The sequence below is a fragment of the Yersinia similis genome (genome assembly GCF_001053095.1).
Taxonomy (GTDB): domain Bacteria; phylum Pseudomonadota; class Gammaproteobacteria; order Enterobacterales; family Enterobacteriaceae; genus Yersinia; species Yersinia similis.
Genome location: NZ_CGBP01000001.1, coordinates 290,948 through 313,826 on the forward strand (window position 1 = coordinate 290,948; position 22,879 = coordinate 313,826).

Here is a 22,879-nt window from a genome sequence, read left to right on the forward strand (position 1 = left end):
ATGAAATACGTTAAATAATAAATACGAATAAATGCGAAACATTACGCATCATTGATAAGTCGGGGTTTAATTGCGAGTATTTCGTTATATAGTGAGTCACTTGATGGCGTTATCCATAGAATTACCCCCTTATAATTTTGATAGGTAATATGTTATGAACTCAGACTTTCTGGTTACACCGCAATGGCTTGCAGCACATGCTAATGATGCCAATATAGTTATTTTGGATGCCAGAATGTCGCCTCCCGGATTGATACCCAAACGTAATATTCAGGCTGAGTTTGAACAGGGCCATATTCCTGGTGCGGTCTATTTTGATATTGATGCAGTAGCAGACCACAGTACCGGCTTACCCCATATGCTGCCCTCTCCTCAGCTATTCAGTGAAATGGCAGGCCAGCTAGGCATCACTGAACAACACACGTTGGTGATTTATGATGAGGGTAATCTATTTTCTGCACCACGCGTGTGGTGGACATTCCGCACATTTGGCGCTAAAAATGTGCGAATTTTGGCAAGTGGTCTGAGCGGGTGGCAACAAGCAGGCTATAAGCTGGAAAGTGGCCCTGTACATCCCACGCCACAAACATTCAATGTTACTTTCAATGCCACCGCCGTTTCTAGTGTCGATGAGGTACTGGCGGTTCTGGGTAATAATGAGGTGCAAATATTGGATGCTCGGCCATCAGCAAGATATAAAGCACAAGAGCCAGAACCACGCCCTGGTTTACGCCTTGGGCGCATCCCCGGTAGCATCAATATACCGTGGGGGACCATGGTGGAGAATGGTCATCTGAAGTCACCACAGGCATTGGCAGAGATATTTGCGGCTCAGGGGGTGGACTTAACCAAGCCCATTATTACCAGTTGTGGTTCAGGGGTCACCGCAGCGGTAGTGGCACTGGGTCTAGCGGCGGTGAATGCACGGTCAGTGTCACTCTATGATGGCTCTTGGGCTGAATGGGGGGCGTCAAACTCCCTACCAATAGACGAAACGCCTCTGGCGTGAGACCAAAGGCTGGCTCACCACCAGCCACTGACATTACTCATTGTTTGTTGCCTATTGCTCGTTGCTCAGTTCTTAATATGGTAAAACCCTTTTATCTCTCCTTAACCAAAGACTGCAACAACAACCACAGCTTCTCAACGTGATGACGTTCCGTGCCCAGAGTGCCGATAGAAATCCGCACCATCCAGCGGCCACCAAGCGTGGCCGGTGTGACATAACCTTTACCGGATTGATTAAGTTTCTCGGCCCAACTGCGGGTATAATTATCCAACGCGTTTCCCATCAACCCACCCGGTTCGTGACGAATACACAAAGTTTGCAACACTACAGGTGCGACCAGTTTCCAGTCATCGCTATTTTTAATCTGTTCTGCTAACCAATTAGCATTAGCAATATCACGACGCAAACGCGCCTGTAGCCCTTCCACCCCTTGCTCACGAATTAAAAACCATAGTTTAAGCGCACGAAAACGGCGACCGAGAGGGACCCCCCAATCGCGGTAATTTCTCACTTTCCCATCAGCATCGGATTGTAAGAAACTGGGGTTAGTACTCATGATACGAATCAAATGCTCTGAATCTTGTACACAATAAACCGAACAATCAAAAGCAGCACCCAGCCATTTATGCGGGTTTATCACCACAGAATCAGCCTTTTCTATGCCGTACCACAGATGACGGCATTCTGGCAAAATCATCGCTGAACCAGCCATAGCAGAATCTACATGCAGCCATAAACCATAACGCTGAGTAATATCACCAATGCCATCAAGGGGATCCATCGCTGTCGCAGCGGTAGTACCTGTAGTAGCGATAACGATACAAGGCCGGTTTCCCTTCATCAAATCCTGTTGAATGACCTGTTCTAATGCCAATGGTGACATGGCATTGTGCCCATCGGTGGGCACTAAACGGATATTATTGTGGCCAAACCCAGCAAGCAGAGCGGCTTTATTCACCCCGCTATGAGCTTCTGGTGAAGTGTAGACAATCAACGGTTCGTCGCTGTTTTGCATCCCTTTATTCATTAACGCATAGTTTGACGTCCGCTCTCGGCCACTGATCAGCGCCACTAACGTGGCGGTTGAGGCTGAATCCTGAATCACTCCGCTCCAGGCAGCGCTAAGACCAAGCATTTTTAGCAACCAGTTGGTGGCCACTTCTTCAATTTCTGTCAGGGCCGGGCTGGATTGCCAAGACAGACCTATCACCCCCAACCCAGTACTCAAGCAATCCCCAAGAACGGAGGATAACTCGACATTAGAAGGAAAATAACCAAAAAAGTCAGGATGTTGCCAATGCAATAGTCCTGGCATGATGAGTTCTTCTATGTCAGAAATAATGTGATCGAAAGGTTCTGCTTTTTCAGGTGCATTTAACGGCAGACGAGATTTAATCTCACCGGGCACTGTCGTGGGATTAACGCCACGCAATTCGATATTTTGTCGGTAATCTGCGATCAGATCGATTATGGCATAGCCATGGCGGCGAAATTCTTCAGGAGTCATAAAAAGCTCTCATTTTGAAGTCATTAACACCAGAAATAGAACGGCTGGTTCGTGTTGTAACCTATAAATGACTGCATGCTGATTCGTTTGCCTGAATCAAACCCGCAAATGGCGTGAGGGCGGCGGGTATTGATGATCACCAGCTCATTTTTCTGTGGTTGAATGCGTAGTGGCCGTTGCAAACGCTCTTCGGGCAGTTTCCCCCCCTCGAATAGCGCGACTTCGGCGAAGGAAAAGGCATCAGTATCCCAGACCACTAACTCACCGCCAGCAGGTGGTGTCTCAATATAAATATTAGCGCTGAATTGATGCTCTAACTCGGCAACGGAAAATGGCAGGCAATCCACATGTGGAACCGTTTCGGATAGATGCGCCGTTTCAGGAAACATCACGCGAATGATACCGGCAAACATCGGTTTCCCTTCGAAAGAAGCGGTAACTGCACCCTCTGGCCAGTGCTGTTTAATATTTTCGATTAACGCTTGAATTGGCGGTAAGTCTGGGGCGCAAAGACGGTCAATCAGTATGCGCATCTGGGTGGCATCACGATAATACTTCTGCTTTGCACTCTCGTTTTCAGCTTTACCGTAGGTCGTATTGAATGGCGTCCCCCAACGGTGAACACCGTAAAAGTTTTGTACCACCCTTTCTTTTTCATAGATCTCATGGGTGTACTCATCCAGCTTTGCGATTTTATTAATGTATTGATTTAATGATGCGGCGGTTTTTTCAGAGCAGTAATTGGGAATACGAATTGCCAGGATGTCACCACGGATTAATTGCTCCAGACTATGTCTATCTAACTGTTTTAACCGGGCAATCCTAGGCTCCTCAGCAATGGAGGGTTTGAGTTGGTTAGCGGTTATTGGCAAACTAGTCACAATGATTAGGCTCCATTAGTTTAGAAACCCTATCATTTTAAATTACTCGATGAGTCTGCTAAGGGACAACATAATGAGATGTTGTCTTATTGACGAGAAGCCGTCTAAACGGGGCTAAATAGCCACCAAACGGCGAACATCATCATGTTCCATATCAATGCCTAATCCCCGTTGGACAATTTTTCCTCGAGACATCACCAAATAGTTATCCGCCAGCTCGGCGGCAAAATCATAAAACTGCTCCACGAGCAGGATAGCCATATCCCCCTGAGCCGCCAGTTTTTTGATAACCCCCCCGATCTCCTTGATAACGGATGGCTGAATACCCTCGGTCGGCTCATCCAGAATCAATAACCGAGGCTGGCACGCCAATGCCCGACCAATCGCCAACTGTTGCTGCTGACCACCGGATAAATCGCCACCATGGCGATGCTTCATCTCTTGTAACACTGGGAACAGTTGATAGATATGTTCAGGTACGCTTTTACTCTGTGAACCGGGGAAACGTGAAAGCCCCAGTAAAATATTCTCTTCCACTGTAAGCCGGGGGAAAATTTCTCTCCCTTGGGGGACATAAGCAATGCCTTCTTTGACCCGCTGATGTGGCGACTGGTGGCTAATGTTTTTCCCCTCCCAAGTGATGCCGCCGTTCTTAATAGGAACAAGCCCTATCAGGCATTTCAGCAACGTGGTTTTGCCGACACCATTGCGGCCCAATAGACAAGTGACTTCCCCCACTCGGGCCTCAAAAGTCAAGCCGCGCAGAATATGGCTACCACCATAATATTGATCAATCTCATTCACTTGCAGCATAAAAGCACCCTTAATTATCAAATAAATATGAGGGAAAAATGCAAGCTCACTGACATTCTCCAAATAACGTGCTCATCATTGAACTGCACTGAGTCAACGCCCTAAATAGACCTCAATCACCTGATCATTCTCCTGTACCTCTGCCAGTGATCCCTCGGCCAACACCTGTCCCTGGTGCAACACAGTGACATGATCAGCAATCGTCTCGATAAACCCCATATCGTGTTCCACCACCATCAACGAGTGTTTACCCGCCAACTGATTAAACAACTCAGCGGTATAGGCCGTCTCGGCATCAGTCATTCCTGCGGCTGGCTCATCTAATAACAATAGATGCGGGTCTTGTACCAACAGCATACCAATCTCAAGAAACTGCTTTTGACCGTGGGATAACAACCCCGCCTGCCGCTGCCGCAGCTCACTTAAACGCAATATGGCCAGCGTTTCATCAATCTGATCGCGCTGTTCACTGTTGAGTTTGGCGCACAAACTGGCCCACACAGTTTTATGGTTTTTTTGTGCCAATTCTAAATTTTCGAAGACACTCAATGCCTCAAATACCGTGGGTTTCTGGAATTTTCTCCCAATACCGGCATGGGCAATTTCAATAGTATTCATGGTGGAAAGATCATGGTGTTGGTCATACACCATCTTGCCGGTTTGTGGCCGCGTCTTACCGGTGATCACATCCATCAGCGTGGTTTTCCCAGCCCCATTCGGGCCAATGATACAACGCAGCTCCCCAACACCAATTTGCAATGAAAGATTACGTAACGCATGAAAACCATCAAAACTGACGTTGATGTTTTCCAGCGTCAGTACCGGATCGCGCTGCTGGCGATATTTATCGGCTGCATACTGTATCGCGCCAGGTTCCTGAGCATTTATCTCGGCGTAAATTAGTTGCTCCGTCAGTTGAAACCGGCTCATTGGTCTTTCCCCCTGCGCAATAGCCCGATAACCCCCTTCGGCAAAAATAACGTGACCAGAATGAATATCAGACCAAGAAAGAATTGCCAGTATTCCGGCATCGCCATGGTGAACCAACTTTTAGCACCGTTGACAATCCCCGCCCCCAATACCGGCCCTATCAGCGTTCCTCGTCCCCCCAGTGCCACCCAAATTGCCGCTTCAATCGAGTTGGTTGGCGACATTTCACTGGGATTGATAATGCCCACCTGCGGTACATATAACGCCCCTGCCAATGCACAAAGCACCGCAGATAGAGTCCAGACAAACAGCTTGAAACCTTTAGGATCATAACCACAAAACATCAGGCGGTTTTCGGCATCGCGCACCGCCGTCAATACCCGACCAAATTTAGTGCGAGCTAATGCCAGCCCCAAAGCCAGACTGGCAATGAGCAATGTGAGCGTTGCCAGAAACAATGCAATACGGGTAGAAGTGGCCGAGACAGGGAACCCCAATATCGTAGTGAAGCCAGTAAAGCCGTTATTGCCACCAAAACCCGTTTCGTTGCGGAAAAACAACAACATGCCCGCGTAGGTCAGCGCCTGCGTCATAATAGAAAAATAGACGCCTTTGATTTTGGAGCGAAAAGCAAAATAGCCAAACAGAAAAGCCAGCATACCGGGGACCAGTACAATCAGGCACAATGCCCAAACAAAGTACTGGCTGCCACTCCAAAACCAGGGCAGCTCAGACCACGATAAAAAAGACATAAATGCAGGTAAACCGTCTCCGGCAGCCTGACGCATCAGATACATCCCCATGGCATAACCGCCCAGAGCAAAAAACAATCCGTGCCCAAGTGATAACAATCCGGCATATCCCCAAACCAGATCAAGGGCGATAGCCACCACCGCATAACATAATATTTTGCCGATCAGCGTCAGAGTATAGGTTGATATCGCCAACGGATGGTCCGCCGGTAACAGCGCCAAAAAAGGAAGAATAATCAGTGCAATCAGCGCGACTATACCCAATGACAGGCTGGTAAGCGGTGCTTTTTTCGTCAAGGTTACCGTCAGTGGTTGATTCATTAGTCACTCACCCTGCCCTTGAGGGCAAACAGACCCTGCGGTCGTTTTTGAATAAATAAAATGATCAGCACTAAAATCAGGATCTTGCCCAATACTGCGCCAATTTGTGGTTCCAAAATTTTATTCAACATCCCCAGCCCTAATGCGGCAACCACACTGCCAGCTAACTGCCCGACGCCACCCAGGACCACCACCAAGAAAGAGTCGATGATGTACCCCTGCCCTAATTCTGGGCCGACATTGCCCAGTTGCGAGAGTGCTACGCCACCAAGCCCTGCAATACCAGAACCCAACCCAAATGCCAGCATATCAACACGCCCCGTTGCGACTCCGCAGCAAGCCGCCATTGCCCGGTTTTGTGTCACTGCGCGGACTTGCAAACCAAGACGGGTTTTATTCAGCAACAACCATGTGAGTAGCAAAACGATAACGACAAATACAATCACGGCAATCCTATTCCACGGCAAAACCAGATTCGGTAAAACCTGAATCCCACCGGACAGCCATGCAGGGTTAGCAACTTCCAAATTCTGTGCGCCAAACAACATGCGGACCCCCTGAATCAACATCAGGCTGATCCCCCACGTCGCTAATAGTGTTTCCAGCGGGCGGCCATACAAATACCGAATCACCGTACGCTCCAGCACCATACCAATGCCTGCAGTAGTAAAAAACGCAATCGGCAAGGCGATTAATGGATAAAGCGCCAGCCAGTGTGGGGCAAATTGTTGGAAAAGCGATTGCACCAGATAGGCGGAATAGGCTCCCAGCATCAGCATTTCACCATGCGCCATATTGATCACCCCCAGTAAGCCATAGGTGATAGCCAACCCCAATGCCGCCAACAGTAAGATTGAACCCAATGATAGTCCGCTGAACACCTGCCCAATAATCTCCCCAATCATCAATCGGTGTTGTATCTGTTTCAAGCTGGTGGTTGCCGCAGCTCGAACCTGTTCATTCGGTTCAACATGCGTATCGGTTAAATTTTGCAGTCGTGATTGAGTTTGCGGTGAGCCTGATTGCCCCAACAATTGCACCGCATTCAGACGCACCAGGGGATTACTGTCAGTCAGTTGTAAATTGGCGAGTGCAATGCTCAGTGCCTCTTTTACCTGACTGTCCGTTTCCAGCTTCAGGCGTTGATTTAGCAGCGGTAATTGATCGCTCTGCGCCTGCCGTTGTAATTCAACTGCCGCCTGTAAGCGCACGGTTTCATCGTCACTGACCAAGCATTGTGCCGCCAGAGCATTGGCGATCAAAATACGTAACCGGTTATTGAGCCAGATTTTTTTCAGCGTACCGGTCGGTTGCGATTGGCCTTCCAGCGAATTAACACTTTGATTATTTTTAATAAACGCTTGGCCGGCACTGTCTACCACTAATGTTTCCTGTTTTAGCGCCTGCAAAAGAGGCAACCGGCTAGCATCAGGCTCCGTTGCCCACTGTTGTAATAACGTGGCCTGCTGTGCACGACTCGCCGCAACAAAATCCTGTGCTGGCCCTGCCATTGCCAGCGTCGATAAGCCCAGTAACAGACCTATCATCGGCCTGAACAAATAATTTATTGCCCAACCCCAAATAGGAATTAACGATTTCATAGGCCCACTCATCACATATATGTGGTGAAAAAGAGCTGACATCAGATCTCGCTGACATCAGCACGTCATAGCGATTACCTGTTTGACGACTACTGGCTGCTTTTTACCGGGTGATCTGGTTTCTTATCATTACCCGCGATGAACGGGCTCCAAGGTTGGGCACGAATTGGCGCATCGGTTTGCCATACCACATTGAACTGACCATCCGCTTCAATCTCGCCAATCATGACCGGCTTATGTAAATGGTGATTGGTCTGATCCATGGTCAAAGTAAAACCAGAAGGGGCGGCATACGTTTGCCCTGCCATCGCTGCGCGGACTTTATCTACATCCGTTGACTGGGCTTTTTCTACCGCTTGCGCCCACATGTGCATCCCCACCCAAGTGGCTTCCATCGGGTCATTGGTTACCGCGCTATCGGCGTTAGGTAGCTTGTTCGCTTTAGCGTAGGCCTTCCATTGCTCAACAAATTTTTTATTCGTCGGGTTATCAACGGATTGGAAGTAGTTCCACGCGGCCAGATTACCGACCAGTGGTTTGGCATCGATACCACGTAACTCCTCCTCCCCAACAGAGAAGGCGATCACCGGTACATCGGTGGCTTTAATACCCTGATTGGCTAATTCTTTGTAAAACGGTACGTTAGAGTCACCGTTGATGGTGGAGATCACCGCAGTTTTACCCTTGGCTGAAAACTTCTTAATATTTCCAACAATGGTCTGGTAATCGCTGTAGCCAAACGGGGTATAGACTTCTTCGATATCTTTATCTTCAATACCCTTGGTGTGTAGGAAGGCACGCAGGATCTTGTTGGTAGTTCGCGGATAAACATAATCAGTTCCCAACAAAATAAAACGCTTGGCCGCACCGCCCTCGTCACTCAATAAATACTCTACCGCCGGAATAGCTTGTTGGTTTGGCGCGGCACCGGTATAGAACACATTCGGCGACATCTCCTCACCCTCATACTGCACCGGATAGAACAGTAAACCGTTCAACTCTTCAAATACCGGTAATACCGATTTACGGGAGACAGATGTCCAGCCGCCAAACACCACGGCAACCTTATCCTGTGTTAATAGTTGGCGCGCTTTCTCGGCAAACAGCGGCCAGTTAGATGCAGGATCAACGATCACCGGTTCTAATTGCTTACCCAACACACCGCCATGAGCATTAATGTCATCAATACTCATCAACGCCATGTCTTTTAACGGTGTTTCAGAAATAGCCATCGTGCCGGACAACGAATGCAAAATACCCACTTTGATGGTGTCAGCCGCCAGAGTGCCAAATGCCATTCCCATACTGATAACCGAAGCCGAGAGCGCAAAAACTTTAATCAAGTTACGACGTTGCATAGCGTTAACCTCTAATCGTTGAGTAAACACGCAAAATTGAATTAAACCAGCGCAATTGCCATGCCAACTCTGTAGCTTGATAATTTAATTGACTATTATGATTAAGACAGCGGAATACACTGATAAAAAATCAGATTATGTGCACCAATAATGTACAAACCAAGGGCATAAACGGTGCAATACGTGGAATATAGTAATGAGAAAAGCAGAGAGGGAAATGATATGAGTAAATTCAGTTACGGATGCAGCGTGAAGTATGACGGGTATATTAACCTAAGACAGGCATGGCAGATTACCACACCTGTTTTTTTACTAACAGCCAGTCTATATTGATGGCTAGCCTTTATTAACTATTAACTATTAACTATTAACTATTAACTACCAATCTTTATTGATGACCAGCCACTAACACTAGTTCTAGGCTTTTTTAGCGCCACGAATACGCAGCGTTAGGCCCTTCAGAAAATAACGTAAAACCTGATCACCACAAGGGCGGAAGTTTTTGCTGCCTTCTTTACGGAACAGTGCATTTAACTCAGGCTTAGAGACAGGGAACTCAACGGCGTTAAAGACATCATGCATATCGGTGTCTTTCAATTCGAATGCGACGCGCAGTTTTTTCAACACAATATTGTTGGTGATAACCGCCTCTACCGCAGGTGCAGGGAACTTATCATCTTTACCACGTCTAAAAAAAATCAAACCATTCAGAAAATGCGCCATCACCAGATCTGGGCAATCCTGATAACCCGCTTCGTCTTCTTTTTTAAGAAAATTAACGACATCTGCGTTGTTCACTTCAAAATCAGCCAGCTTAATGATTTCTGCTATTTTGGTATCGTTAACGTTAAGCATATAGCGAACACTGCGGAGCACATCGTTGTTGATCATATTACTGCCCTATTCCTATTATGTAGAGTAGACGTGTGCGAATATCGCAAAAAAACTAAAAGAGCGTCTTTGACGTCTAGCGGGCAGTATTGTACAGATTTATGTTGATTTTCTCAATGTAAATTTAATCAACTGTTATTTTAAATTAATTGAATTTTATATGGATATAATATTATCCCTGAAAAAATAAATTGATAAGGATTTGTTTATCACACCAATCTACTCTCTATAATTATATAAAGTGTTATGGCTGATATAATGCAATTTCTTCACCAAGAATATACTTCTTGCGTAATACTGCTGATATTTTATCCATAATCATAACAATAATGACCATTATTAATGTGATAAACATTACCACATCCCAATTCCATAACCGCATATTCTCCGCATAAACTAAACCTATCCCCCCAGCACCGACAAAACCTAACACCGCAGCAGAGCGGGTATTAGATTCAAGCTGGTAGAGACTCAATGCCAGAAACGTAGGAAAGGATTGTGTAAAAATACCAAAGCGATGTTTTTGCAAAGAATTTGCCCCCATGGCGGTTAGGCCACGGTTGGGGGACTTATCCACCGCTTCATGCCCTTCAGCATAAAGTTTACCCAGTAACCCCACATCCTGCATAATAATGGCCAGCACCCCAGCTAGCGGCCCCATTCCCACTGCACGGACAAAAATCAACCCCCAGATCGCCATATCAATACCGCGGAAAATATCCAGGAAACGACGAACGGCAAATGAAATAATGCGTAAACCCGGTGTCGACATCACGTTACGTGCGGCAAAGAATGACAGGGGTAAAGCTATCAATGTGGCGGTTAATGTCCCAGCGAATACAATTGCCAAGGTAATGAAGATCTGACCAAAATAATATTTAAACGGCCAGTTAGCAAAATCATGCCAGACAAACATACGTAAAAAATAGCGACTGAGCTGCTGACTACCATTGGCAAGCGTCTGCCAAGGGATACCAAAAATAGTAAAGAAGAAAAGGTAATATAAAAAAATAGCCGCAGTGATTATCGCAATCAATCTGACATAACGCTTCTGCTGCATGAAAAGCTGAGGATTTTGTTGTTTCAGCGTTAATATCTGTTCTGTTGTCAGATGGTGATTCAACATTATTATGCTCCTTCCACAACTCGTTTGCGCAATTTACCGGATGTATAATCCAACAGTGAAACCACAATAATAATCAGCAATAACGTCATGCTGACCTGATCATAGCGATCCAGTTTTATCGAGGTCATTAGCTCTTGTCCGATCCCGCCCGCACCCACTAATCCCAAAATAGTTGATTGCCGAAAATTAATTTCTAATCGCATAAAGCTATAAGAGAGGAATATGGGTTTAACCTGTGGCCACAGCGCAAAGCGCATCCGCTGCAATTGACTTGCCCCACAAGCGGCTAATCCACGGGCGGGTTTGTCAGAAGCCGTTTCCAGTGATTCATAAAATAATTTTGTCAGGCTGCCTATAGTATGTAGGGCCAGCGCCAGAAAACCGGGAATGGCACCAATACCAAAAGCCATTACAAACATTACCGCCCACGCTAACTCAGGCATGGTACGCAGAAAAGTCACAAACGTCCGAACCGCTAAACGTAACCACGGTGGGCTTTGGGTATTATTTGCCGCCAGAAACGCCAAAATGGTGGCAACCATAACGGATAAAAGTGTTGCTGCGACCGCCAGTTGTAACGTTTCCCAAATTAATGGCAATTGGATGGGTAAACGATAGCCCCAATAAGCAAGAGATCCTACGGTTTTGCCATCGGCAAATAAATTACGCCAGTGAAGTACAGGTATGGTTTCCGCTAAATAATCGAAAAAATTTGGGATAGAAACAAAAACGGTATAAAGATTAAACTCAGCAATATTACCTGCGCCAAGATAAATGATAGCCAGCATCAGCGACCAAATCACTGTATCACGCTTTTGTTTGCTACGAATCTGCTGATAATAGTGGTTAAAGTCAGTCTTCAAAATAAGCTACACCTAAAAGCAATGCTACACCTAAAAAAATTCTACGCCTAAAAACAATAGCTCCGGCGAACCAGAGCCATTTTGTTTTATCCGTTGGACCAAATTAACGGTCGCCTTTGGTTAATTCACGCTTCATATCAATAATATTTTGATACTCGCTAAGTGACGTTTCACCAATATGCTGTTTACCGCCCATCGCTTTAATGAAGCAACCGTGATCTTCTTTATCTAACTTTTTAATCGCAGTCACTAACTGGGCTTTAAACTCTGGCGGTAAAGCACTACGGACTAAAATCGGGCCATTTGGGATCAACGGAGATTGCCAAATAATTCGAATCTTCTTCATGAGGTCCGGTTGGCCCATGCGGATCATGCGCGTGAATGCACCGCTGGTATACCCAGTATCATAATCGCCGATCATTGATGCCCAAGTTACCGCACCAGCAAACTGACCATTAATAACACCTAAAATGTCCTGTTCATGGCCCCCAGAGAACGTAACGCTGGAGAAGAAATTATTGTATTTATTGTCCACTGAGCCACCAAACTGCTGTTTGAAGCTTTGGTTAGGGATCAAGAAGCCAGATGTTGAGTCTGGATCAGCAAAACCAAATGCTTTGCCTTTCAGGTCTTCAAGTTTTTGATAAGGGCTATCCGCTTTAACCACCACGACAGAGTGATAACCCCTGGATTTATCAGTATCATCAATGGCAATTCCGACCAATTCGACAGCGTTAGGATCTTTGATATAAATTGACGCGAAAGAGGAAGGTGACATACTCAATACTAAGTCAATTTTCCCGCCCAAAATACCTTGAATAACACCAGAATAGTCAGATGCATTATGCAAATTAGTTTTTACATTTAATTCTTTATCTAAAAACTCTTTGACACACATATTATCGCCAATCTGTTGTGTCGCATTTTGCCCACCCAGAATACCCAGATTTATTTCTTTTGGTGCATCCTCTGCCGCAGCATTAAATATTATCATTCCAGCTACTAATGAGGTAAGGCACAATGTTTTTTTCATTAAAACAACCTATTATTTATAAATGGATAAATGGGAATTAATGTAAAAGATCGGTTGACTCATCACTATAAATATCCTGAATAACACTGTCATTCAACATACTGGGTGGCCCATCAAAGATAATTCGCCCGTGAGCAATACCGATCACTCGGGTGCAATAATCTTTAACTAAATCGACTGAGTGTAAATTAACAATGACGGCAATATCATTTTCACTGATTTTCTGTAACGTATTCATAATACGTGTCGTATTTTTAGGGTCCAATGATGCGACAGGTTCATCAGCTAATAATATTTTTGGGTTTTGCATCATGGCACGGCAGATCGCCACCCGCTGCATCTGACCACCAGAGAGATTCTCTGCCCGCTGCAATGCGTGAGGCAACATATTCAGCCATTGCAATAATTCGATAGCTCTGGCCCGATCTTGCTCAGAAAATAGTTTAAAAAATGATTTTAATGTTGATGTGTAACTTAGACGCCCCAATAAAACATTGGTAATAACGTCCAATCGGGGAACCAAACAGAAATCCTGAAAAATCATGCCACACTTTGCACGCCATTTACGCATTTGTTTTGTCGTCAATGCCGCAATATTTTGTGTATCACCATTTTCATGATAATTAATAATTTCACCTGCGCTGGTAGGGATAGTGCCATTTAGAATATGTAATAATGTTGATTTACCCGCACCTGAACGACCAATTATCGCCACAAACTCACCAGCATGTAGTTCAAAATTAATATTATCCAGAACACGGTGCTGCGACTTATATGCTTTTACTAATCCTTTAACAGCAAGTACCTTTTTACGTGGTTCTTGCACCACTGCTGGATAATCAGCTGCAGTGAGTTTACGTAATGCCTGGCCCATAATGAGTCTCTCAGATTGCCTGTAATCATGAGCCATTAACGGATATTTTTATGACATATTGATGATAGTTGCATGTGAAAAAGGTGACAAAATAGCCACCTTTTTCGTGTGTTTAATTAATGACTGTCTGTGATGTTAAATCATTACCACTGACAGCGGCAGGAGTGAGCTGCTTAATCTCCGGTACTAGCTTCTTAACTTCCGATAAATAAACAGAACAACCAGTGAGCCGATTACTGCCACTACAAAGCTGCCCAGATTAAACCCGTCAACTCTCCCCATGCCAAAGAAAGTGCTGATATAGCCCCCGACCAATGCACCAATAATACCCAAGATGATGGTCATGATAAATCCACCCCCATCCTCACCAGGCATAATCCACTTCGCCAAAATACCGGCTATAAGGCCAAAAATAATCCAAGATAGTATGCCCATGAGCGCCTCCATAAAATTAATGATTACTGTTCCGATTACCCCATATGTTCTAAACCACCATACCGGTTGATTCAAAACATGTTGCTCCTAAGCAGGCAGTCTCAAACAACAGCGATTACCTGATTAAGTTAAGACCCGAATCACCGAATCTGCAAATCAGGCCGCTGTACTGATTCAGTATCACCTAAATAACGGCTTGGCGCGGGGAGAAAATATGATTAACCCCTTGCTGCTGTAATTTTTTTAACAAATCAGAGCCACCGCTTGGCACGCTATGGGCAAGCTCTCGCTCGCGGGTAAAAATAGGACTGGCCCAATATATATTGACCGGATCGTCCTGCTGATGAGGCAATGTAAGATGGTCTGCATCCGCATATAGCGCTGATGATAAAATATAGCCCTCATATCCCTGAGGGGCGACTGCAGATTCTAAGGTATGCCCCTCACCTAACCAGGTTATTTTATTCCAGGGAACATGCGCAAACCCGGCCAGAGCACTGGCCATATGAATAGCGTTATCCTCGTTGACATATTGCCCATCAATAGCCAATGCCATTTCCATGCGCCGATATTGGCTGGCATCATCATTAAATAATATTTCAACCCAAGGTTGTGGACGAATACTGACACCAATCGTCAGAAAATAATATACCCCCTCTTTTTCATGCTGAGATATCGCCATTGGAGGCCATTTTCCCTGATCGATCGCATAATATTTTACCGATGGACCAAAATGCTGCTCATAGCATTGAATATATTCCGCTTGCAAGAGGGGCCATGGATTCCCCTCTTCTTGTTGCCAGCGCCGCCAAAATTGGCGTGTGTGCTGCGCAAGGGCATATTGCGTATTGGTTGAAGCAGACCCGAGAGGCAATACCAGCGGATTGTCTTTGATGCAACTGGCTGAATAGCAGATGGAATGGTCAATATATAAACTCCAGCCTGGGATAATTGCCAGTAATTGCCCCTGATACCATAACGCGGCACCGTCATCACTTTCTGACCAGATAATCGAAATAAATTGTGGATCAAGCTCAGCCTCACCAGCGATATTACGGCAGAACTCTGCGGCCAGGCGCGGTGCCACCCCTTGTTCCATTGCCATATTATCGGTTGACTGAGGCGCGGCAACCCGATTTCTCACCCAGCAAGCACGGACCGGGAAGCGTTCTTCGAATGCTTCTTGCGGATAAATATAAAAATAAACAACCCTCAGGTCTTGTTGCACTACTGCAACCAATGTCTGGTTCTCATTACTGACTTCAGCCAGAACCTCAGATTCTTTCATAGCGCCTCAACTGTATCGGCGAGGGGTTTTAGGTAAATGCTCTTATTGCCCGCCGTAAAATAAAATTAGCTCAATAATTCCATACTGACAGTGTAAAACGTCTTATCCCCTTAAATCATCAGCAAAAGTCTCAAAAGTTCTCTAAATAACTTTTGGTAAAATACCCGCAAATGCCGTTGATACATCCCGATAAGAAGAAAAACGCGCTAATGGCGTGTTGACGTTCGAATATTTATCCTCAAGAGTCGATAGTCCGCCGCCCGCTTTCGCGCTAAAATAAACAGAATACTTTTCGCAGAATTGAAGGCTCACATGGCATATATACCAAAGAATTATTCCCGATTGGAAAGCGGTTATCGGGAGAAGGCACTGAAAATTTTCCCGTGGGTTTGTGGTAAATGCTCACGGGAGTTTGTCTATTCCAATCTACGAGAACTGACGGTTCATCATATTGATCATGACCACGGTAATAATCCAGAAGATGGCAGCAATTGGGAGATGTTATGCCTGTTTTGCCACGATCACGAGCATTCAAAATATACAGAAGTGGATCTATACGGTTCAACCGTGGTTGCAGGAGATGATGCGCAAAAGGATCAAGGCGTCGCCACCCATAACCCGTTCGCTAATTTGAAGTCTTTAATGAAAAAATAATCTGTGCGGCTCGTGTATTTCTGACGGCTAAAAACCCAATAGTTGCCGATATGAACGAGGTTCTTGTTGCTCAGCCTGTAACCCGAACGTATTGGCAAAATAACGGCATTCTGTTTTTAATTTATCAAGCTCGGCGGCATCATCGGTCATGATGGCGATTTCAGCAAAGTCTCCCAATCCGGTCAGATGGTCAACCGTGATATGAAATTTCCCCACAAAGTAAATGCTGCGCTGTTTCTCTATGGTGAATGCCGGGTGATAACCTAACGTTGCCAACATACTTTGCACTTTGCTGATATCCTCAATGTTGCTGGCCTCACAGCGTTCAGCGCCCGGCCCTTTAACAATCCATAAGCGAATACCTGATGGATTCATTTCCCGTAATACCATGCTGATCTGTTGATCCGCTAAATCCTGCCCATTAGCATCCAGATAGATGTCTTTCTCATGATTATTGAGGGTAAAAGCTGTGGCTTTTTGGGCGACTAATTGTTCATGTAACGTCGTCAGGTCCATAACACGAAATTTCAATTCAACTTCATACTTCCCAACAAAATGCTCGCTCATAAAATGCCTTATTAATCAGTACAGCCATTAGATCTGATTCTATACTTTATATCTCATGATCAAAACGTGGGTTGAATTATTAATCACAATAACCCGCTAACCACGATAATCAACGTTGGGGCATTAAACGGCCAAGGTGTAGTAAAAGGCTAATGTCATTAACAGGGGGCCACATTGATGAGCCAGTTCAATAATGAAAAAATTCAGCTCTTGCTAACTCGATTACAGCATATAGTGGGTACACGCTATTTACTGACCGGTGAACGGCAGACTGAGCGCTACCGCACCGGTTTCCGCTCCGGTAAGGGTGTGGCCCTCGCAGTGGTATTTCCGTCAACACTACTGCAACAATGGCAGTTACTACAGACTTGTGTGGCTGCTGATACCATCATTATCATGCAAGCCGCCAATACTGGGCTGACGGAAGGCTCAACGCCAAGTGGCGATGATTACGATCGCCCTATTGTCATATTGAATACCTTACGTCTTAATCAAATTCAGCTATTGGATGATGGTAAACAAGTTATAGGATTCCCAGGAAGCACACTGAATCAATTAGAAAAACGCTTAAAACCTTATGGCCGTGAACCCCATTCGGTTATTGGATCCTCCTGTATTGGTGCCTCAGTCGTGGGCGGTATCTGCAATAATTCAGGCGGTTCATTGGTCCAAAGAGGTCCGGCATACACCGAAATGGCCCTGTATGCACAAATTGATGCACAAGGTGAGTTACAGTTAATTAATCATTTAGGCATCAACTTGGGAAATACACCGGAAGAGATCCTACAACGGTTGGAACAGGGTAAATATGGTGCTGAAGATATCGAATGGGGCGGGCAACAAGCCTCAGACAGTGAATATGCTACGCGGGTAAGAGACATTGATGCAGCAACCCCTTCGCGCTTCAATGCCGACCCCAGACGTTTATTTGAAGCTTCCGGCTGTGCCGGTAAATTGGCAGTATTTGCTGTGCGACTGGATACCTTCCCCAGTGAGAAACAACAACAAGTCTTTTATATCGGCACCAACCAAACTCAGGTATTAACTGAGCTACGCCGTATCATTCTCCGCGATTTTAAACATTTACCTATAGCGGGTGAATATATGCATCGTGATATTTTTGATATTGCGGAAACCTATGGCAAAGATACATTTGTGATGATTAACAGTATGGGCACCAATAACATGCCTAAATTCTTCACGTTAAAAGGTAAAATTGATGCTCGCCTCAATAAAATTCCGTATTTGGTCGAGCACCTGACAGATCGTGTGATGCAAGGTTTTAGTCAGATATTACCTAACCATTTACCTAAGCGCCTTAAGACCTACCGTAATCAATATGAACATCATCTGCTGCTAAAAATGTCAGGCGATGGCATTACTGAAGCGCAACAACATCTACGAACCTTTTTTGCCACTGCAGAAGGTCACTTTATTGCCTGCACAGCTAATGAGGGTAAAAAGGCTTTTCTACACCGTTTTGCAGCGGCAGGGGCGGCAGTGCGCTATCACGCAGTCCACGCCGATAAAGTGGAAGATATTTTGGCTCTGGATATCGCCCTGCGACGTAATGAAGCACAGTGGTTTGAAACCTTACCACCAGAAATAGAACAATGTCTGATCGCGAAGCTCTATTATGGTCATTTCCTGTGCCACGTCTTTCATCAAGACTATATCGTTAAGAAAGGGGTCAATATAAAAACGCTAAAAGAAAAAATGTTATCGCTCCTCAATGACAAAGGCGCGGAATACCCCGCAGAGCATAATGTCGGCCATCTCTATCTGGCAAAGCCCACATTAAAAGATTTTTATCAACAGATCGACCCAACTAACAGTTTTAATCCGGGCATTGGTAAAACCTCAAAACATAAGCACTGGCAGTCAAACTAACTATATACCCTAAATAATTCGAGTTGCAGGAAGGCGGCAGCAGAGCAAGTGGCCGGGGTGAATGAAAGCAGCTAACGCACATGCGGCTTGCAGTATTACGGGTCTTGCAGTATCACGGGTATAGTCATATTACGTGGCTAACCGTGGTTGGTTAGTGTTGATGCTGTACTAGGGGGAGAGATAAAATGAAAATAATACTGTGGATTATTCAGACTGCTGACAACCTCCGATGACTCGATCTTAAACAGTGAGGATAGGCGCAGTTCTAGCCCCTTGGGAAGGGGTTACGGCGCCTTTATTTGCTGCACAGGTCTCCATAGTGATGTTCTGCTCTTATTCTGATACCTGCGCTAAACGCCCCTGTGAATCTTTTTGCTGACGATAACTTTTGGCAGCACCAGGGATTGGCGCAGCTTTACCGGTTTCGATCCAACTACGCAGGCGGTTTGCATCCGCAAAATGGGTATATTTACCAAAAGCATCCAATACCACTAATGCGACTGGCCGCTTGCCAATCACGGTACGCATGACCAAGCAGTGCCCGGCTTGGTTAGTAAAACCGGTTTTGGTCAGTTGAATATTCCATTTGTCGTTATAAACCAAATGGTTAGTATTGCGGAATGGCAACGTATAATTCGGTTCACGGAAAGTAGCCATTTTCTCGGTGGTAGTGCTTAACTGGCCAATTAGCGGATACTGTTTGGTCGCCATCAATAATTTGGCTAAATCACGCGCGGTCGAGACGTTATTAATCGACAGCCCTGTTGGCTCAACATAATGCGTACTGTTCATGCCCAAAGACTTGGCTTTTGCATTCATGGCTTTTATAAATGTGTTGTAGCCCCCAGGGTAATGGTGGGCCAGGCTGGCCGCAGCACGATTTTCTGACGACATCAGTGTCAGTAGCAGCATGTCCTTACGGCTAATTTCACTGTTAACACGAACGCGGGAAAACACCCCTTTCAACTCTTTAGTTTGATCAATATCCACAGAGAGAATTTCATCAAGAGGTAATTTGGCATCTAATACCACCATTGCCGTCATCAGCTTAGTGATTGAGGCAATAGGCACAACTTTATCTGCATTATTGGCATAGATCACTTTATTCGTTTGTAAATCAACCACCATAGCGCTACCCGATGCCAATTCCAAAGGGGCCGTCCCTTTGACCTCAACCGCTGTTCCCCGGGCAATGGCCAAAGGGGCAACACTGATACCGGTGGATAAAAGCAAGAAGCTCAATAGTGCAAAACGGATTTTTACATACATGTTTGTCAGCTTAAATAAATTATCGGGAGTGGGCGTGATTGGTGTCGCACATTATAAATTACCGGCCAGACGCACGCATCACGGTTTCTTTAAATGATTGTTACAAAGATTAAAGTTGACTGTTTGTTATTCAGCAGTCAACCCTAAAAGCGAATTAACTCATTTCTGTTCTAATAAATTTAGCCAGACTCACCGGTTATAAAATTAGGTTATCTAAAATATTTGATATTTTAAACTAAACCCATGCTCAATAATGCTTAAAAAATGCCTCTCGGATCAAAGATTACCCTATAATCGCTCACATCTATTTTTAGATAAAAGGGAACTATGGGGGCGAATATGGGAACAACAATTTTTGGTATTATCTTTGGTGTATTCTTGATTGCTGCGGGTTTAGCAGATATTCACGATGAAAAAATGGCCTCATTGACGTTCTGGGTTGATACGTTAATCATCCTTATCGGTGCACTATTCATGCTAGGGGTGGCAAAATTTATTGGCCGCAAGAAAAAGCAATAAAATAGAGTTATTCTCAGCAATATATCTATATTCCAGCCACATTATTATTTAATTTAAACATTATTTTTCTGAGTTAATGATTAATATGCTGAATTGCCAGCGCAATGTCTTTCGAGGTTTTTAACGCACGAACTTCAGTGAACAACGCAGTGGCTTCATCATATTCTTTGCGCAGATAACCTAACCACTGTTTGATGCGCGCAACATGATACAAGCCGGTATCGCCCTGCTTTTCCAACTGCACATATTTTTGCAGTAATTTGACCACTTCCAGCCACGGCATACGCGGTTCGTTATACTTCACCACCCGGCTTAAATTAGGCACATTCAGTGCGCCACGGCCTAGCATCATAGCGTCACAACCCGTGACGCCCATGCACTCTTGTGCACTCTGGTAATCCCAAATTTCACCGTTGGCAATCACCGGTATTGTCAGCCGCTGGCGAATCTCACCGATCGCTTGCCAGTTAATCCGTTCGGCTTGATAGCCATCTTCTTTGGTACGGCCATGAACTGCCAGTTCCGTCGCTCCTGCTTGTTGCACGGCGTCAGCAATTTCAAACTGACGATCACCTGAATCCCAGCCTAGACGAATTTTTACCGTGACGGGGAGATGGGCCGGAACAGCCGCACGCATGGCTTTTGCACCTTGATAAATCAGTTCTGGATCTTTTAGCAAGGTTGCCCCGCCGCCACTGCCGTTAACCAGTTTTGAAGGACACCCGCAATTGAGATCAACACCATATGAGCCAAGCGCTACCGCACGAGCCGCATTTTCTGCCAGCCACTCTGGGTATTGGCCTAATAGTTGGATACGTACTAATGTGCCAGACTGAGTACGGCTTTGATTATGCAATTCAGGACATAGGCGGTAGAAAGATTTAGCAGGCAGCAGTTGATCAACCACCCGCAAAAACTCGGTGATGCAAAGGTCGTAATCATTTACTTCACTGAGCAATTCACGCACCAGCGAATCTAATACACCTTCCATCGGTGCCAGTATTACTCGCATACTCATTATCCAGAGCCTTTATTTGTCATGACCGCCAGCCTAATTCTATATCGTAGAATGTCAAAAAAGGCTGGCAATGATACGAGGGAAACGGGGATAAAAACAAGAGATAACACTGAATAATACAGATTACGTAGAGTAAAAAATAATAATATTCTTGGCCCCTTAAAATTTTTTGTTTGGTCATCTTTGTTCTACCACACTGAAAATCGGCTATTAAAGTCGTGTGGTAAAATACCCATGGGCAATGCCCATTTATGAAAACGGACATTGCCAAAGAGATAGTCTAAATACGTATTTTACGCATAAGCATGACTTTTCGGTGCGTTAACATGGGTGAATTGCATGCCATCCTTTTTTTCTCCGTTATATTTAGCATTTCCTTCTAAAATGACATGGCACTTTTTAGTATAAAAAACAATATCATTAACACTGGCATCTTTCGCGATATTAATAGTAACTTCCTCTACTTGTTTCGAAGTTGATTGCGAAGCTGTATGGCCGACCCTTTGTTCATTAACAAATACTTTACCATTAGTAATTATGGTATTTACCCCTCCTGAAATAAAAAGATTCCTCATTCCCATCACTATATTACCACTCCCAAAACTCGTGATATTAACATTTACAAATTCAGGGGGGGAAATGTTAATTTTTCCAATACAAGATGCTGTACCAATAAATACTTTCTCACTGGTTACATTAAGGCTTTCTTTAATCGTTGAATTGACAATTTTTACAGACCCCGCCTTACATGTTACGCTACCATCAATAGTTGAATCGCTCATCGAAATTGAACCACTTGTAGTATCCACATTACCGTTAATTTTTGTTGTATCTATGTCTATCCTACCACTTGTTGTTTCCAAATTGCCGCTTACAGTTGATTTTTCCACCTCAATCGAACCACTGACTGTTTCTATATTTTTTTCTATAGTCGAATTCACCGCATTAATATTACCACTTACCGTGGTAACATTTTTATCTACTATAGAATCTTTTACAGTAATATAGCCACTGATTGAATGCACATTACCGTAGACTGTAGAATGGCGATTAATTTTTATATCACCACTTATAGTTCCTATATTACTCTTGCACTTTTCATTATTAATGCGTAAATCATCACTTATAGATGAGACTGCTCCAGTATATTTTTGAATTGAATTTGAGTTGTTAAAGCCGGCTGAGTGTATATTGTTTGTCGATATGTTATTAACTTGCGGCATACAGAAAACCCTTATATTAATGATGAGTAAACAGTTTTTATTCGTTTGTTTCTGATG

Annotated in this window: 22 protein-coding genes; 4 read left to right on the top strand and 18 right to left on the bottom strand. The window is 44.7% G+C overall.

The window, feature by feature from the left end; all coding sequences use genetic code 11:
• The first annotated feature begins 154 nt into the window (after window positions 1-154).
• A complete protein-coding gene (gene sseA / locus AC971_RS01205; RefSeq protein WP_025383144.1) occupies window positions 155-1,009 on the top strand; it encodes a 3-mercaptopyruvate sulfurtransferase in 855 nt (284 codons plus the stop codon).
• A 91-nt stretch (window positions 1,010-1,100) separates the two neighbouring features.
• On the opposite strand, the gene AC971_RS01210 is transcribed toward sseA, so the two are convergent.
• From AC971_RS01210 to AC971_RS01275, 14 genes are all read right to left on the bottom strand, one after another.
• A complete protein-coding gene (locus AC971_RS01210) occupies window positions 1,101-2,516 on the bottom strand; it encodes a pyridoxal phosphate-dependent decarboxylase family protein (RefSeq protein ID WP_025383143.1) in 1,416 nt (471 codons plus the stop codon).
• Between the two features lie 23 nt (window positions 2,517-2,539).
• Entirely contained in the window at window positions 2,540-3,397 is an 858-nt protein-coding gene (locus AC971_RS01215; RefSeq protein ID WP_025383142.1) for a 2OG-Fe(II) oxygenase, read from the bottom strand.
• Window positions 3,398-3,511: 114 nt separating this feature from the next.
• The gene (urtE, locus tag AC971_RS01220) at window positions 3,512-4,210 is read right to left on the bottom strand and encodes an urea ABC transporter ATP-binding subunit UrtE (RefSeq protein ID WP_025383141.1); all 699 of its coding nucleotides are present in this window, start codon (window positions 4,208-4,210) and stop codon (window positions 3,512-3,514) included.
• A gap of 93 nt (window positions 4,211-4,303) precedes the next feature.
• Window positions 4,304-5,140, bottom strand: coding sequence for an urea ABC transporter ATP-binding protein UrtD (gene urtD, locus AC971_RS01225; RefSeq protein WP_025383140.1), 837 nt, complete (start codon window positions 5,138-5,140; stop codon window positions 4,304-4,306).
• On the bottom strand, window positions 5,137-6,213 hold the full coding sequence (gene urtC, locus AC971_RS01230) for an urea ABC transporter permease subunit UrtC (protein ID WP_025383139.1): 1,077 nt from the start codon (window positions 6,211-6,213) through the stop codon (window positions 5,137-5,139). The genes urtD and urtC overlap by 4 nt, the downstream gene beginning before the upstream one ends.
• A complete protein-coding gene (gene urtB / locus AC971_RS01235; protein ID WP_025383138.1) occupies window positions 6,213-7,814 on the bottom strand; it encodes an urea ABC transporter permease subunit UrtB in 1,602 nt (533 codons plus the stop codon). The genes urtC and urtB overlap by 1 nt, the downstream gene beginning before the upstream one ends.
• An 89-nt stretch (window positions 7,815-7,903) precedes the next feature.
• Window positions 7,904-9,172 (bottom strand): urea ABC transporter substrate-binding protein, encoded by a 1,269-nt coding sequence (urtA, locus tag AC971_RS01240; RefSeq protein ID WP_025383137.1) that lies wholly within the window; start codon window positions 9,170-9,172, stop codon window positions 7,904-7,906.
• Between the two features lie 417 nt (window positions 9,173-9,589).
• Entirely contained in the window at window positions 9,590-10,063 is a 474-nt protein-coding gene (locus AC971_RS01245) for a YehS family protein (RefSeq protein WP_002210791.1), read from the bottom strand.
• Between the two features lie 244 nt (window positions 10,064-10,307).
• Complete coding sequence (gene phnE / locus AC971_RS01250) at window positions 10,308-11,189, bottom strand: phosphonate ABC transporter, permease protein PhnE (protein WP_025383136.1); 882 nt, start codon at window positions 11,187-11,189, stop codon at window positions 10,308-10,310.
• A 2-nt stretch (window positions 11,190-11,191) separates the two neighbouring features.
• Window positions 11,192-12,052 carry a phosphonate ABC transporter, permease protein PhnE gene (gene phnE, locus AC971_RS01255; protein ID WP_025383135.1) on the bottom strand — a complete coding sequence of 287 codons (861 nt, stop codon included), beginning with the start codon at window positions 12,050-12,052 and terminating at the stop codon, window positions 11,192-11,194.
• 103 nt (window positions 12,053-12,155) lie between these two features.
• Window positions 12,156-13,085, bottom strand: a complete 930-nt coding sequence (gene phnD / locus AC971_RS01260; RefSeq protein ID WP_025383134.1) for a phosphonate ABC transporter substrate-binding protein — start codon at window positions 13,083-13,085, stop codon at window positions 12,156-12,158.
• A 37-nt stretch (window positions 13,086-13,122) separates the two neighbouring features.
• Window positions 13,123-13,959, bottom strand: a complete 837-nt coding sequence (phnC, locus tag AC971_RS01265) for a phosphonate ABC transporter ATP-binding protein (RefSeq protein ID WP_025383133.1) — start codon at window positions 13,957-13,959, stop codon at window positions 13,123-13,125.
• 186 nt (window positions 13,960-14,145) lie between these two features.
• Window positions 14,146-14,394 carry a GlsB/YeaQ/YmgE family stress response membrane protein gene (locus AC971_RS01270; protein ID WP_002210786.1) on the bottom strand — a complete coding sequence of 83 codons (249 nt, stop codon included), beginning with the start codon at window positions 14,392-14,394 and terminating at the stop codon, window positions 14,146-14,148.
• A 184-nt stretch (window positions 14,395-14,578) separates the two neighbouring features.
• Window positions 14,579-15,682, bottom strand: a complete 1,104-nt coding sequence (locus tag AC971_RS01275; RefSeq protein ID WP_025383132.1) for a suppressor of fused domain protein — start codon at window positions 15,680-15,682, stop codon at window positions 14,579-14,581.
• A gap of 312 nt (window positions 15,683-15,994) precedes the next feature.
• On the opposite strand from AC971_RS01275, the gene yajD reads away from it, so the two are divergent.
• Complete coding sequence (yajD, locus tag AC971_RS01280) at window positions 15,995-16,336, top strand: HNH nuclease YajD (RefSeq protein ID WP_002214185.1); 342 nt, start codon at window positions 15,995-15,997, stop codon at window positions 16,334-16,336.
• A gap of 27 nt (window positions 16,337-16,363) precedes the next feature.
• Here the strand turns inward: yajD and cyaB are convergent, their stop codons facing one another.
• Window positions 16,364-16,903 (bottom strand): class IV adenylate cyclase, encoded by a 540-nt coding sequence (gene cyaB / locus AC971_RS01285; protein WP_025383131.1) that lies wholly within the window; start codon window positions 16,901-16,903, stop codon window positions 16,364-16,366.
• A 177-nt stretch (window positions 16,904-17,080) separates the two neighbouring features.
• On the opposite strand from cyaB, the gene dld reads away from it, so the two are divergent.
• Window positions 17,081-18,793 (top strand): D-lactate dehydrogenase, encoded by a 1,713-nt coding sequence (gene dld, locus AC971_RS01290; protein WP_025383130.1) that lies wholly within the window; start codon window positions 17,081-17,083, stop codon window positions 18,791-18,793.
• A 333-nt stretch (window positions 18,794-19,126) separates the two neighbouring features.
• On the opposite strand, the gene pbpG is transcribed toward dld, so the two are convergent.
• Window positions 19,127-20,062 (bottom strand): D-alanyl-D-alanine endopeptidase, encoded by a 936-nt coding sequence (pbpG, locus tag AC971_RS01295; RefSeq protein ID WP_025383129.1) that lies wholly within the window; start codon window positions 20,060-20,062, stop codon window positions 19,127-19,129.
• 339 nt (window positions 20,063-20,401) lie between these two features.
• Here pbpG and AC971_RS01300 point away from each other — a divergent pair, with 339 nt between their 5' ends.
• On the top strand, window positions 20,402-20,581 hold the full coding sequence (locus AC971_RS01300) for a hypothetical protein (protein WP_025383128.1): 180 nt from the start codon (window positions 20,402-20,404) through the stop codon (window positions 20,579-20,581).
• A 73-nt stretch (window positions 20,582-20,654) separates the two neighbouring features.
• Here the strand turns inward: AC971_RS01300 and dusC are convergent, their stop codons facing one another.
• Together dusC and AC971_RS01310 are read right to left on the bottom strand one after the other, a co-directional pair.
• Window positions 20,655-21,593, bottom strand: a complete 939-nt coding sequence (gene dusC / locus AC971_RS01305) for a tRNA dihydrouridine(16) synthase DusC (RefSeq protein ID WP_038402603.1) — start codon at window positions 21,591-21,593, stop codon at window positions 20,655-20,657.
• 299 nt (window positions 21,594-21,892) lie between these two features.
• A complete protein-coding gene (locus AC971_RS01310; protein ID WP_025383126.1) occupies window positions 21,893-22,822 on the bottom strand; it encodes a DUF4097 family beta strand repeat-containing protein in 930 nt (309 codons plus the stop codon).
• Window positions 22,823-22,879: the final 57 nt, after the last annotated feature.

Excerpts from the sequence above, each read along its gene's own strand:
- urtD (WP_025383140.1), bottom strand. The coding sequence starts at position 5,140 with ATGAGCCGGTTTCAACTGACGGAGCAACTAATTTACGCCGAGATAAAT.
- pbpG (WP_025383129.1), bottom strand. The coding sequence starts at position 20,062 with ATGTATGTAAAAATCCGTTTTGCACTATTGAGCTTCTTGCTTTTATCC.
- AC971_RS01300 (WP_025383128.1), top strand. The coding sequence starts at position 20,402 with ATGGGAACAACAATTTTTGGTATTATCTTTGGTGTATTCTTGATTGCT.
- AC971_RS01210 (WP_025383143.1), bottom strand. The coding sequence starts at position 2,516 with ATGACTCCTGAAGAATTTCGCCGCCATGGCTATGCCATAATCGATCTG.
- urtB (WP_025383138.1), bottom strand. The coding sequence starts at position 7,814 with ATGAAATCGTTAATTCCTATTTGGGGTTGGGCAATAAATTATTTGTTC.
- AC971_RS01310 (WP_025383126.1), bottom strand. The coding sequence starts at position 22,822 with ATGCCGCAAGTTAATAACATATCGACAAACAATATACACTCAGCCGGC.
- phnD (WP_025383134.1), bottom strand. The coding sequence starts at position 13,085 with ATGAAAAAAACATTGTGCCTTACCTCATTAGTAGCTGGAATGATAATA.
- phnE (WP_025383136.1), bottom strand. The coding sequence starts at position 11,189 with ATGTTGAATCACCATCTGACAACAGAACAGATATTAACGCTGAAACAA.
- cyaB (WP_025383131.1), bottom strand. The coding sequence starts at position 16,903 with ATGAGCGAGCATTTTGTTGGGAAGTATGAAGTTGAATTGAAATTTCGT.
- sseA (WP_025383144.1), top strand. The coding sequence starts at position 155 with ATGAACTCAGACTTTCTGGTTACACCGCAATGGCTTGCAGCACATGCT.
- urtE (WP_025383141.1), bottom strand. The coding sequence starts at position 4,210 with ATGCTGCAAGTGAATGAGATTGATCAATATTATGGTGGTAGCCATATT.
- yajD (WP_002214185.1), top strand. The coding sequence starts at position 15,995 with ATGGCATATATACCAAAGAATTATTCCCGATTGGAAAGCGGTTATCGG.
- AC971_RS01270 (WP_002210786.1), bottom strand. The coding sequence starts at position 14,394 with ATGGGCATACTATCTTGGATTATTTTTGGCCTTATAGCCGGTATTTTG.
- AC971_RS01275 (WP_025383132.1), bottom strand. The coding sequence starts at position 15,682 with ATGAAAGAATCTGAGGTTCTGGCTGAAGTCAGTAATGAGAACCAGACA.
- dld (WP_025383130.1), top strand. The coding sequence starts at position 17,081 with ATGAGCCAGTTCAATAATGAAAAAATTCAGCTCTTGCTAACTCGATTA.
- urtA (WP_025383137.1), bottom strand. The coding sequence starts at position 9,172 with ATGCAACGTCGTAACTTGATTAAAGTTTTTGCGCTCTCGGCTTCGGTT.
- AC971_RS01245 (WP_002210791.1), bottom strand. The coding sequence starts at position 10,063 with ATGATCAACAACGATGTGCTCCGCAGTGTTCGCTATATGCTTAACGTT.
- phnC (WP_025383133.1), bottom strand. The coding sequence starts at position 13,959 with ATGGGCCAGGCATTACGTAAACTCACTGCAGCTGATTATCCAGCAGTG.
- urtC (WP_025383139.1), bottom strand. The coding sequence starts at position 6,213 with ATGAATCAACCACTGACGGTAACCTTGACGAAAAAAGCACCGCTTACC.
- dusC (WP_038402603.1), bottom strand. The coding sequence starts at position 21,593 with ATGCGAGTAATACTGGCACCGATGGAAGGTGTATTAGATTCGCTGGTG.